This window comes from Sphingobacterium allocomposti, from assembly GCF_008124885.1.
Classification (GTDB): Bacteria; Bacteroidota; Bacteroidia; order Sphingobacteriales; family Sphingobacteriaceae; genus Sphingobacterium; species Sphingobacterium allocomposti.
In genome coordinates, this window is record NZ_VNHX01000001.1 from 114,375 (window position 1) to 127,765 (window position 13,391).

At 49.4% G+C, this 13,391-nt stretch carries 6 protein-coding genes; all 6 read left to right on the plus strand.

Going from position 1 to position 13,391, the window contains the following annotated elements:
• Positions 1 to 48: 48 nt before the first annotated feature.
• The gene (locus BC792_RS00355) at positions 49 to 2,199 is read left to right on the plus strand and encodes a hypothetical protein (protein WP_148907000.1); all 2,151 of its coding nucleotides are present in this window, start codon (positions 49 to 51) and stop codon (positions 2,197 to 2,199) included.
• Between the two features lie 4 nt (positions 2,200 to 2,203).
• The gene (locus BC792_RS00360) at positions 2,204 to 3,331 is read left to right on the plus strand and encodes a glycoside hydrolase family 88/105 protein (protein ID WP_148907001.1); all 1,128 of its coding nucleotides are present in this window, start codon (positions 2,204 to 2,206) and stop codon (positions 3,329 to 3,331) included.
• 55 nt (positions 3,332 to 3,386) lie between these two features.
• Entirely contained in the window at positions 3,387 to 6,629 is a 3,243-nt protein-coding gene (locus BC792_RS00365) for a SusC/RagA family TonB-linked outer membrane protein (protein ID WP_246154725.1), read from the plus strand.
• Positions 6,630 to 6,641: 12 nt separating this feature from the next.
• Positions 6,642 to 8,450 carry a RagB/SusD family nutrient uptake outer membrane protein gene (locus BC792_RS00370; protein ID WP_148907002.1) on the plus strand — a complete coding sequence of 603 codons (1,809 nt, stop codon included), beginning with the start codon at positions 6,642 to 6,644 and terminating at the stop codon, positions 8,448 to 8,450.
• A 77-nt stretch (positions 8,451 to 8,527) separates the two neighbouring features.
• Entirely contained in the window at positions 8,528 to 9,697 is a 1,170-nt protein-coding gene (locus BC792_RS00375; protein WP_211357429.1) for a glycoside hydrolase family 88/105 protein, read from the plus strand.
• 609 nt (positions 9,698 to 10,306) lie between these two features.
• Entirely contained in the window at positions 10,307 to 13,330 is a 3,024-nt protein-coding gene (locus BC792_RS00380) for a SusC/RagA family TonB-linked outer membrane protein (protein WP_148907004.1), read from the plus strand.
• Positions 13,331 to 13,391 lie beyond the last annotated feature (61 nt).

The window sequence follows — 13,391 nt, forward strand, 5'->3', positions numbered from 1 at the left end:
TAAAATGGCTCATTTCACGATGAGCATGTGTAAATAACCACAGACAAAATGAAAAGAACCAACAATTTGCTAGTGTTTGCTCTTATTCTGTTGCTTGTATCGTGTCAGGCACAGCAGACGGGCAAAATAAACAGAAAAGAAGTCGTAACAAGGCACAACGTCGTCAACGAATCCATGGATACGCTGGCGTCGCTGACCGTGGGTAATGGTACGTTCGCCTATACGGTAGATGCAACGGGAATGCAGTCTTTCCCTGAATACTATAAGAACGGCGTTTCCCTTGGTACGCAGTCGGAATGGGGATGGAATAGCTTTCCCAATACGGATCAGTACCGATTCGAAGAAACCTTAAAGTCTTACGACTTTAACAACGAAGGACGGGACGCGAAATATAGTATACAACATAAAGAAGCCGGCCGATCGAAAGAAGCTACAGAATATTATCGCGTTAATCCGCATCGGATACAGCTTGGCAACGTAGGCCTCCAGTTTTATCTGGAAGATGGCAGCAAGGCTTCCGCCGCTGATATTACGGCGATAAAGCAGACGCTCGATCTGTGGTCAGGCACCATCTATAGCCGTTTTACAGTCGGGGGGGAGACGGTGGAGGTCTGGACGGCGTCGGCGCAGCAAGACGACCGGATCGGGGTGAAGGTCTCGTCGGCTTTAATTGAGCAAGGACGCATGGAAGCTTTTGTCCGCTATCCTTATCCAACGGGCAAGTTTCTGGATGAGGCAGCGTATTATGGCGAAGAAGACAAGCATCAAACGACATTTGTATCCCGATCGGATAAGGCTGCGGTCATCGCCCATACATTACCTGGAACACGTTATTTTACACAGCTGCAGTACACTAACGGACAGATCGAAGAGCGGGAAGGACACTATTTCGTTTATAAACCGAACGTCGACCTGACAACATTCGAATTTTCCTTTGCTTTTTCGCCTGAAAACGATTTTTCAGACAGTTTACACAGTTATGCGGCTGTTGAGCAGGAGTGCGCTGATGCGTGGAAAGCGTTTTGGCTGAGCGGAGCGGCAGTAGACTTTGCCGGAAGTACTGATCCACGGGCGGCAGAGCTGGAACGGAGGGTCGTACTCTCCCAGTACCTCACCAAGGTGCAGTGTGGAGGCAGCAATCCACCGCAGGAAACTGGTCTGACATTTAACAGCTGGTATGGTAAGCCGCATACGGAAATGCATTGGTGGCACGGCGTGCATTATGCTTTGTGGGGGCGGTCTGAGATTATGGAGAACACGTTGGAATATTACTTTAAAACGTTCGAAAAAGCTAAAGCTTTGGCTGTAAGGCAGGGTTACAAGGGAGTGCGTTGGATCAAAATGTCGGACAACGACGGAAATGAAAGTCCCTCTTCCGTGGCAGCCTTCCTCATCTGGCAACAGCCACATGTAATCTACATGGCCGAACTGGCTTACCGGAATAGCAAGGACAAAGGCATTTTAGAGAAGTACAAAAAGCTTGTCTTCGCGACGGCCGAATTTATGGCCGATTACGCTTACTATGATAAGGAAAAAGACCGCTACAACCTAGGGCTGGGGGTTATACCCGCGCAGGAGGTGTTCCGTGCAGCGGAGACGCGGAATCCTACTTACGAAGTGGCTTATTGGGACTGGGCGTTGCGTATGGCCCAGACCTGGAAAGAGCGCCTCGGCGAGGAGCGGGATCCACACTGGGATCAAGTGATCGATAAACTAGCCCCTCTTCCGGTACAAGACGGGGTCTACCTGGCGACGGAAACAGCCACGGATTCTTATACGTTTCCGAAGTGGATGACGGATCACCCGGCTGTGTTAGGGGCACTAGGCATGGTCCCGGAGTCGGCCAAACTAGATAAGGCAATCATGAAGAACACGCTCGATACCGTGTGGAAGAAATGGTCGTGGGGCGACACGTGGGGCTGGGATTTTCCTATGACAGCGATGAATGCGGCGAGACTCAACTTGCCTGAGAGAGCACTGGACGCTCTATTTATGGATATACAGACCAACACCTATCTGAAGAACGGACACAACTATCAAGATGGTCGGTTGCGTATTTATCTACCCGGAAATGGGGGTGTGCTGACAGCGGTGGCCATGATGCTAGAAGGGTGGGATACCTCCACCGGCGATTGTCCCGGCTTTCCCAAAGATGGATCATGGAAGATAAAGAAAGAAGGATTTAAAAAAATGCCGTAATGCCATGAGAATTATAACTTTTATAGTGTGTGTGTTTTACGCTGTTGGCACCCTGCATGGACAACATTTTACAACGACAGGCGAAGTACTGGAACGTTTACGTCTGGCTAACGAATATTTTATGCGAAAATGGCCCGATCCAGGAAAAACGATCATCACGAACAAAGAGCGCCGCGCTAACATCTGGACACGGGGCGTTTACTACGAAGGGCTAATGGCGCTTTATGCCATTGACCCGCAAAAGCAATATTATGATTACGCGGTCGAATGGGCGGAAAAACACCACTGGAAGCCCGTACGGGGGGAGATCTACACGCGTCATGCCGACAACCAGAACTGCGGTATGACCTACATCGATTTATACCGCATAGATCCCCAGCCGGTACGGATAGCGGCGATCAAGGCAAATATTGATTCGGTTATCCGAAGCGGCCGCTTTGACGATTGGACATGGATTGACGCCATACAGATGGCTATGCCCATTTACGTCAAGCTGGGCGTCACCATGAAGGACAAGAAATATTTTGACTATATGTACAAGATGTATCATCATATCAAATATGTAGAAGGTGGACATGGATTGTACAACCCAGTAGACGGGTTATGGTGGCGCGATAAGGATTTTATTCCACCTTATAAAGAGCCCAATGGGGAAGATTGTTACTGGTCCAGGGGTAACGGCTGGGTGCTTGCAGCACTGGCGCTGGTGCTGCAGGAGCTTCCGCGGGAAGATCCGCATTATACGGAATATCTGGAGGATTATAGAAGCCTGGCAAACGCATTGCCCCCTCTGCAACGTGCCGACGGATTTTGGAACGTCAGCTTGCATGATCCTAACCATTTCGGAGGTAAAGAGGCCTCAGGTACGGCCCTGTTCGTTTATGGACTCACATGGGGCGTGAATAACGGACTGCTCGACCAACGAACTTTTTTGCCGACCATAAAAAAAGGTTGGGAAGCGATCAGCAAAGAAGCGATTCAACCTAACGGCTTTCTCGGGTACATACAGTCAACCGGAAAAGAACCCAAAGACGGACAGCCCGTAACGGCGGATAGAGTGCCCGATTTTGAGGACTACGGGTTAGGCTGCGTTTTACTGGCCGGCAGTGAAATTTATAAACTCGTTAAATAAAAATAGCTAACTGCTAAGGCAACCAACGTATTGCTTTAATTATAAACCAAATACTATGTTTACAATGGACGTATACAAAAAGGTAGGACGAACGAGCCTCGTCGCCTTATTATTTCTTGTCGCGATGATACCCCTGGCACGGGGACAGGCGCAGACAGTCAGAGGAAAGGTACTGGATGAAACCTCCAAGCCCATAAACGGCGCGAGCGTGCAGGTTAAAGGACAGCAGAAGAGTACCACGACTGACCAGCATGGCGACTTTTCAATAGAAGCGCAGCGTGGAGATGTACTGCAGATCAGTTTCGTAGGTTATCGTACGAGCGAACAGGAGGTCGTGGGAACACAACCTTTAACCATCGCGCTGGCAACGGCCAATAACGATTTGGACGAGGTTGTCGTGATCGGGTATGGAACGACGCGGAAGCGGGATCTGACCGGTGCCGTGGGGTCTGTAAAAGGTGCAGATATCCGCAATATTCCCGTGACAACGGCAGCGCAGGCGATTACCGGAAGGGTGGCAGGGGTAAATGTTGTTACACAAAGTGGAGCGCCGGGTGCAGGTGTAAATATTCTGGTACGCGGAGGGACTTCCATTACGGGATCCACCGCTCCACTTTATGTTGTAGACGGCTTTGTGATGGAGGATGCTTTAATGAAGATCGATATCAATGATATAGAGAATATCGACATCCTAAAGGATGCTTCGGCGACAGCCATATATGGTGCCCGGGGCGCGAATGGTGTCGTGTTGATTACGACCAAATCTGGCAAGGCCGGCCGGGCAACGGTAGACTATAACGCTTACGTGAGTTTCGAAAGATTGGGCCGTAAGCTCGATTTACTGCCGGTCGAAGAGTACGTAAAATACCAATACGAATTTCAGACACTCGCAGGCCGGTTGAACGATTTTGCGGGTATGTACGGTGGTAATCCGTCGGATCCCAACTTCTCGTCAGGAGCGTTCGCCCGGATCAATGCAGACTACGGAAGCCGCCCGGGTATCGATTGGCAGGGCGAAGTCTTCGGAGGGCAAGCTGTACTACAAAATCATAATGTTAACGTCTCGGGAGGAAGCGATAAGACAAAGATTATGCTGGCCTATAATAATACTAACCAGGACGGTATTTTGGCAAAATCGGGATTCCGGCGGAACTCCGTTCGCGCAAAGGTTAACCACGAACTGGCCAAGGGCATAAACGTCGACTTTAACTCCTTGTTTCAAGATGCTAATACGCAAGGTGGCGGTTCGTTGAACGGTATGCTCAAAATGGCCATCCTGCAACCGGCCACGGGGGGTGCCCGCTTTACAGATGAAGAGCTGCTGCACACGGATATTGCCGAAGAGCTTCAGGCTATCAATTCCCAGTACGATATTTACAATCCCATCATCATGAACGATGCGTTGAACCGTAGCAGGGCAGCACGGCTGGCAAATGTTAACCTGGGCCTTACCGCCAGGTTTTTGGACGACTTCACCTTTAGAACATCGGGATCGTATCAATGGGGCCAGACACGTACGGACTTTTGGGACGACGGACGTACGGTAAACGCCAGGAACAACCGCGGCCCCTATGGATCAATAAAAAATGCAGAGGGCTTTGAATGGCAATGGACCAACACTTTGTCCTGGATGAAACAGCTGGGACAGCACAATCTTAACCTCCTTGCAGGACACGAAGTACGCTATGAAGAAAGCCAGGGTCTAAGCCACGGTTACTACGAGTTTCCGGCGAGCAATTTCGGATTGAAGGACGTGAGCCTCGCGGGACGGACAGAACGAGGCGAATCCGAAGCCAACCGGTACGGGCTTGTGTCCGCCTTTTTTAGAGGGATATATAATTACGACGACCGTTATCTGTTGACCGCTACTATGCGTGCAGACGGAGTTTCCACGTTTCGTCAAGGAAACAAGTGGGGAGGTTTCCCATCAGCGTCGGCTGCATGGAACATACACAATGAGGGCTTTATGGAAGGTGTCCGTTTTGTCGACCAGCTAAAGCTTCGCGTCGGATATGGAACAACAGGGAACGACCGTATAGGAAGCACACGCTATGCAACATTATACGGTTCGACCGTTGTAGCGGTCGATAATAGCACGGTCGTTGGTGTGAAGCCGAGCTCTACGCTCGGAAATCCGGCGCTCGTTTGGGAGAAGACGCAGACGACCAACGTGGCGCTTGATGCGGCTTTCTTGAACAACCGTGTAAATTTAACCGTTGATTTCTATAACAACGAATCCAAAAACCTGTTGTTAGAAGTGAATATCCCGACATCGACTGGCTACAGTAAGCAATATCAAAATATAGCTGCGCTGCGCAATAGAGGTGTGGAGTTCTCTTTAAACACGCTAAATGTACGTAGCGAAAACTTCCAGTGGAGATCTGCACTCAATCTTACCTTTAACCGGTCGAAAGTGAAGAGCTTGTATGGGAGCAGCGGAAGCGACTATATGATTACGGCTTACGAGTCGCGGATTAACTTCTATACCAAGGTCGGCGGGCCGGTGAGCACGTTTTACGGATATAAGTATGACGGCGTATATACTACCGACGACTTCGTTCAGCAGCCGGATGGAACCTATGTGCTGAAAGACGGCGTGGCTTCTCTAAAAGGGAAAAATCGTGCGACAGTGAAACCCGGCGACGTGAAGTATTTACCCGTGGCAGGGGAAACCGATGCCAACGGCAACCCGGTTTGGTCTACTAACGACCGTACGGAAATCGGTAGCCCGGAGCCCAAATTCTTTGGCGGTTTTAACAACGAGTTTGTCTACAAAAACTTTGACCTGAGTATATTTCTCAATTTTAGCTACGGCAACAAAGCGTTCAACATGAACACCCAGCGATTTATGGGGCCCTACTTGCCCAATCAGAACTCACTAGGCCTGATGGCCGATCGGTTTACATTGATCGATCCGAATACGGGGTTGGAAACGACCGATTTAGCCCGCCTTGCAGCGCTAAACCCCAACCAGGCGAATAAGCGGCAGATATGGAGTTTAAATTCCAGCAACAACATTGCCATATCTGATCCATTGGATTACTATTTGGAAGACGCGTCCTTTCTACGTGTGAATAACATCACCTTGGGATACACGTTACCCTCGACGCTGAGCAGGAGAGCTTTTGTACAGAAACTACGTTTCTATCTTACACTCAACAATATACACACGTTTACCAACTATTCGGGCTATGACCCTGAAGTGTCTGCCACAGATGCAATCCTTACACGGGGAGTGGACAACTCTGCTTATCCCCGAACCAAGAGTGTTGTGGCTGGTATTAATTTAACTTTTTAATGTACGATAATAATGAAAAAGGTACTATATATCATCGCTATAGGAATCCTCCTGGGAGGAGCCTCCTGTAAGGACTGGCTGGAGCTTCCTTCGGAAAAAGACTTTGACAGTTCGACTATATTTGAGGATGTGGGGAAAGTTGAAATGGCTGTACTGGGGGCGTATACCAGTACGTTTAACGCTGAACTTTTTTATCAATTCGGCATGGGAACCGATGAATGTTTTTCCACGGAGGGAGAGACCAATTCCAAGAACCAAGTGTCAAACTATGTTTATAATCCGGCAACGAGTCCGTCTTCTACCTACACGACAATGTACGCTGGCGTGGAGCAGGCGAATGTATTGATCAAGAACATTCCGTTCATGACCGGGATCAGCGATGCGGAAAAGGCAAAACTCGACATGTTGCTGGGCGAAGCCTATGCCATTCGGGCCATGAACATGCTGAATGTCGTGCGATACTTCGGCGACGTGCCCTATCCGAGGATTCCGGTGGTCGACATGCCCAGCTTTTCTTCCTCCCGTGTGAGTAGGGATACCATTTTGGACGGTTGTGTCGACGATTTACAACAGGCCATCGCACTGCTGCCCTGGAAAGGTGAGTCGGGGATGCCGGTGGAACGCCTATCAAAAAATGCAGCCTACGGACTGTTGGCGCGCGTGGCGCTATATGCCGCTGGCTATTCCCTGCGTTGGGATCTACAAAGCTACTCGCCTGCCACGGTTCAGTTGGGAAGGAGAGCCAAGGGACAGCGGATCCGGCAGCTGTATGAAATCGCCCGCGACGCATGCAAGGCCGTGGTAGACCGGGGTGAAAACGACCTGATAGACTATGAAACGATATTCCGGGATCTCGTTAACGGACGATACAACAAAGAGTCCATGTTTGAATATGGACAGAAGGGGGGCGACCGGAACGAAGCAAGAATAGGATATACTAACGGTATCTTCGCCCATACAAATTCCTTTTATAATAAATCGCAACCCGCCATGGCCGTACTTCCGACGTACTATTTTGAGTTTGAAGACGGTGATAGTAGAAGGGATGTAGCTATTGCAAGCTATGCGATCTCTGCCAGCAGCCTGCATGAGATGAATACATATGCCAGCAACACGATTGGCAAATTCCGTGTCAACTGGAAGGGTGATGTTGGCGTGTCAGCGGCGCAACGCGACATTAACTGGATACATTTGCGGTATGCAGATGTACTGCTGATGTACGCCGAAGCAGAAAATGAACTTTCAAATGGACCTACACCGGTCGCCAAGGAGATGCTCGAAAAAGTACGCCTCCGTGCATTTAAGAATGACCGCACAAAGATAGGACCCACGCCTGCTAGCTACGCTGCATTTAGAGATGCCATCATCCAGGAACGTAAGCTAGAGCTCGGTTTCGAAGGATGGCGGAGAACAGATCTCATCCGTTGGGGAATCCTCTACGAAAAATTGACGGCAACAAAGCAGGAAATAATAGATTTGGCAAACCGTACGGGAAAGTATGCGCAAGTAGACCGCTTCCGCGCGTATAGGAAAACAGACGCAAAAACATTTAACGACCCTACGGTAGCATTGAGTTTCGTTTCCCTGAAAGATGCCCCTACGCCAGCGGAGCGTACCGCGTTAGAAGCTCAAGGTTATACCTTATTAGATATGTATAGCGGCAATTCGGCTTTCTTTGCAAATGCTTTTACCGCGGACGCTACGTGGGTGAAAAATATCTTCCGCGGACTCGAGAAGAATAAGGTTGAACTATTCCCTTTGAGTACGACGACCATCGATGCCAACCCCGGACTTCGTGGGCAGCAGCATCCATTATATTAACTCGACGGTCTATGCAGTCCTGTCGGAGCTTCCGACAGGCTGCTTCTGTTTTAGAAAACTTTAATAAAGTGAAACTGATGTTACATCGTACAATACGTATCTTCCTTCTGTTTTTTTCCGTGGGGACCGCCATTGTCCGTGGACAGGACAAAAAGTTATATCAGCAGTTTGCTGACTCCGAGATCAGTCGCTTTCCGGAGGCCTGGCAACTGGACCATGGAAAGCGTCTATATTTCGGATATTCCCAAGGCGTTGGCTGTCTGGCGATGCTCAAAGTATGGCAGAAAACCGGCGAGCAACGCTATTTTAATTATGTGGAGCAATGGGCCGACACGCTGATAAACGAAAGGGGCGAAATCCACTTATACAAGGTAGAAACATATAACATAGACTATATTAATGCTGGAAAGATCTTGTTTTCCCTCTACGAAGAGACGGGCAAAGAGAAGTATCGAATGGCTATAGAACGATTAATGGCGCAGCTAAAGCATCATCCAAGGACGCATGAAGGGGCCTTCTGGCACAAGCTGATTTATCCGCATCAAATATGGTTGGATGGACGCTATATGGGAGATCCTTTTGTCGCTGCCTACGGCAAGTTTACGGGCGAAAGTAGTTACTGGGACGATGTCATCAACCAAATTTTAGTGACGGCCAAACATACCCGCGACCCAAATACGGGGTTATATTACCATGGATGGGACGAAAGCCGGAACCAGCTGTGGGCTAATAAGATGACCGGACAATCGCCGAGTTTCTGGGGCAGAAGCGTGGGATGGTGGTTTATGGCGCTGGTTGATGTACTCGATTTTATACCGGAGGACTATCCAAGACGGGATAGTGTTCTCGTCCTGTTACAAGACCTGGCCCAAACCTTACCCAGTTATCAGGATAAAGACGGTTTATGGTGGCAGGTGCTCGATCAGCCTGGCCGGGAGAAGAACTATCAAGAGGCGTCTGTCAATTCGATGTTCCTCTATGCTTACGCAAAGGCTGTCAATAAAGGATATCTGCCACCGACCTACCGCGACGTAGCGGAGAAAGCACTGATAGGTATAAAAAACAACCTTCTGAAAAAGGAGGACAGCGGCCTGTGGACACTCATACAGTGCAATGCCGTATCCGGCTTGGGGGGCCATCCCTATAGGGATGGTAGCTATACATATTATGTTAACGAGCGTATCCGTGAGAATGACGCCAAGGCTACCGGACCATTTATCATGGCACTGCTCGAGTTAGATAGGTAAACAAGAACGGACCCGCCCCGCAGGGAAAGAAAGCACACATGCAAAGAAAGACATGTGTGCTTTTTTGCTGTCAGGGTAACCCCGTCGGGTCTAACTGTAACAGGCATATATTTCTATAAATATGCGAACCCGTCCGGTTGATGTATGTCGATTGATCTACGAGAGCACATCAATTTGGGCGCTGTTTATCGGCATAGAAGCAGGACAACGACGCCGGTGGAGGTTTTGAATACAGCTTGGTAATGTCTAAAATCGACGTCCTAGGCCTAATTGACATGATTTTATACCTTTTTGAACCTATTTTAGACATCTAGAGCAGCAGCTTCTGCTAGCTTTGTTTCAGCTAATACATTGGAAGCGGACCCACTGTGAGGTCCCACCATATAGACCAAAAAATAGCAGGCAGTACAGTAACACGGACTTATCCTTCTCATTTGGGGAAGCACGTGATAGCGGTACCCCTGTTCGCGTAAGATACAACCATTAGAACGAAAAATTAAAAAGCATGAAATGAATTGAATGTACCTAAGGAGTGATGTGTCATCCATCTGGTCTGCGGACATCGGTAGGATGACGAATGTGTTAACCAAGATTAAATAACCAAAAACTATGTTAGAACAAACTACAAATTTTTTTCGAAAGGCCTTTTTTGCGCTTTTTTGTGCCGTACTATGTACACTCTCCGTTATGGCGCAATCGGTAGAGCGCAGGGGGCGGATCACGGACGCCGCTACTGGTCAGGCGCTTCAGGGCGTCACGGTGTCTGTTAAAGGAAGTCGGGTGACGACACAAACCGCTGGCGACGGCTCGTTTACGATTGACGCGCCACAGGGCGCTGTGCTCGTGTTTACCTCGGTAGGTTACGCTGTCAGAGAAGTGACAGTCGGGGCGGGCAACACAGTCGATGTGGCGCTGGATGCCTCCGATAACGTGTTAGACGAACTCGTGGTAGTGGGCTACGGCTCACAGAGACGCTCCGATATAACGGGCTCTGTTGCCTCCGTGCCCAAAGAGCGTCTGTCTAAGCTTCCTGTCAACAACGTTTTGCAAGCCATTCAGGGAGCCGTGGCAAATGTGAATATCAATCAGACATCGTCCATTCCCGGAGATGTTCCATCCACCCAGGTAAGAGGTCTGAACTCGATGAGCGCTGGCACGGGACCTTACATTGTTGTAGACGGAATTCCCTTGACAAGAACCGACGGATCTATTAACGATATTAATCCAAATGATATCGAATCGGTCGAGATCCTGAAGGATCCATCGGCGGTCGCCATATATGGCGTAAACGGGTCAAACGGTGTTATTCTAATCACAACAAAACGGGGTACGTCCGGAATACCACAGATCCGGTATAGTGGTTATGCCGGGGTCGAAGAGCCGGCCCGTATGCTGGACCCTGTGTCCCCAGAGGAGTTGCTGAAGCGTTATGCGGAATACGCACGTATTACCAACACGACGCTATTTAATGGGGGGCCGGTGCGCAACGAGTATGAATGGGATAACTATCAAAATGGGGTGACAACCGATTGGCTGGATGCCGTCATGCAGACTGGTACTATTCAAAACCATAATGTCGGACTGTCGGGCGGCAGCGAGAACGCGAAATACTATGTGTCTGTCGATTACTTCGGACAAAAAGGGATCGTAAAGGGCTTTGACTATAAACGCTATTCGTTTAGGGCGAACACCGATTTTGATCCAACAAAGTATTTAACGGTGGGAACGTCGGCATTTGTCGCAGCACACGACAGGGATGGCGGACGGGCCAACCTAACGCAGGCGTTGGCTATGAGCCCGTATGCACGTATGTATAATGAAGATGGTAGCCTCACACAGTTTCCGATGTATTCCGAACAGCTTTGGGCAAATCCGCTGCTTCATACAACAACGAATCCCGAACGACGTGAGTTTAACGTGTCGCTAAACGGCTATGCGGAAATGAATTTTGGTAATATCTGGCAGCCTTTAGAAGGTTTGAAATTTAGATTAAATGGAGGTTATTCTTACATCCCCAGACGGACGAATGAGTACCATGGCCTGTCGGTCTATAATTTCAACGGCTGGGGGCGTATATATAATGCAGAGTCGCAAACATATACGCTGGAAAATATCCTGACATACGAAAAGACTATCGGCCGGCACCGTTTCGATTTTACGGGCCTGTATGCTGCGCGGAGCAAATATTGGCAGCAATCGGAAGCTATAGGGGAGATGTTTCCCAATGATGTGCTGGAATGGGGGAACCTTGGTGCTGCCTCCAATCAAAGGGTAACCGCTGGAGCAGATCTTTATCGCTCCTTATCACAGATGGCAAGAATCAATTATGGCTACGACAGCCGGTATATGCTGACGTTCACGGTCCGCAGAGATGGCGCATCTGTTTTTGCTAAAAACAACAAGTACGGGGTATTCCCTTCTGTGGCAGCGGCGTGGAACATACATAACGAGTCCTTCATGGCAGGAACGAAAAATGTGATCGACAATCTAAAACTGCGCGTATCTTACGGAGTTTCCGGTAATGAAGCCATTGGTGTCTATCAGACGTTGTCGCTGATGAATTCTAACTCCTTGGCCATGGGCGGGCTGTCAAATGCGGCATTACGTTACCGCACGCTGATGGGGAACGACGACCTTCGTTGGGAAAAGACCGCAGGCTTTAACACGGGCGTGGATTTTGGTCTGTGGGGCAACCGCGTGAGTGGTACAGTCGAGTTTTATCGGACAAATACACAGGACATGCTGCTTAGGCAACGTTTGCCGCAGCTCACCGGTTTCGCGGACGTATGGGCCAACCTGGGAAAGGTGGCTAATACCGGAGTCGACGTTACACTGAACACACGGAATATCGTGAAGGAGAACTTCAGTTGGTCGACCGCGATCGTATTTTCGCATAATAAGAACAAAATCGTCGATATATATGGCGACGGAAGAGATGATCTGGGAAATCGGTGGTTTATTGGACACCCCGTTGGCGTAATTTACGACTATACCAAGGTCGGTATCTGGCAGGAGGATGAAATTGCGGCCGGCGTCAATAAAGGGTGGGACGAGCAGGCCGAAGCGGGGGCCGTAAAACTTGCCGACCTCAATGGCGACGGCGTGATCAATGACGGAGACCGCCGTATTCTAGGCCAGACAGCACCTAAATGGAATGGAGGGCTCACCAACACCTTCACGTATAAAAATCTGTCGCTGAATATTTTCATTCAAACCGTACAGGGAGCTTTACGAAACAACCCGCAGATCGGCGGAGCTGCCGATGAATTAGGGCGCCGAAGTGCTCCAGCGGAACTTGGCTATTGGACGCCCGAAAACAGAAGCAACGAATGGCGTTCGTTGAGCAACCGCTCCAATATATACGGCTACGGATTCCCACAGAGTGCGAGCTTTACCCGCTTGAAAGATGTTACCTTGAGCTATACCTTACCATCCCCGATAGCAAGCAAAATCGGATTGGGAGCCGTTACACTCTATGCGAGCGGACGTAACTTGTACACCTGGACCGGATGGCTGGGTTGGGACCCCGAGGCACGGGATATACCGAGAGGGCACACGCAGGATAACGTGGGGGATAACACGAACTACCCGATGGTGCGCAACTATGTGTTCGGTTTAAATGTTACGTTTTAGGTAGCCCCTTATGAGAATCGGCGTGCAAACAGGTGGAGAGTATGTTAGATGCTGATGAAAA

What these genes read in the sequence shown, in the direction of transcription:
- BC792_RS00360 (WP_148907001.1), top strand. Translation starts at nt 2,204, where the DNA reads ATGAGAATTATAACTTTTATAGTGTGTGTGTTTTACGCTGTTGGCACC.
- BC792_RS00380 (WP_148907004.1), top strand. Translation starts at nt 10,307, where the DNA reads ATGTTAGAACAAACTACAAATTTTTTTCGAAAGGCCTTTTTTGCGCTT.
- BC792_RS00375 (WP_211357429.1), top strand. Translation starts at nt 8,528, where the DNA reads ATGTTACATCGTACAATACGTATCTTCCTTCTGTTTTTTTCCGTGGGG.
- BC792_RS00370 (WP_148907002.1), top strand. Translation starts at nt 6,642, where the DNA reads ATGAAAAAGGTACTATATATCATCGCTATAGGAATCCTCCTGGGAGGA.
- BC792_RS00355 (WP_148907000.1), top strand. Translation starts at nt 49, where the DNA reads ATGAAAAGAACCAACAATTTGCTAGTGTTTGCTCTTATTCTGTTGCTT.
- BC792_RS00365 (WP_246154725.1), top strand. Translation starts at nt 3,387, where the DNA reads ATGTTTACAATGGACGTATACAAAAAGGTAGGACGAACGAGCCTCGTC.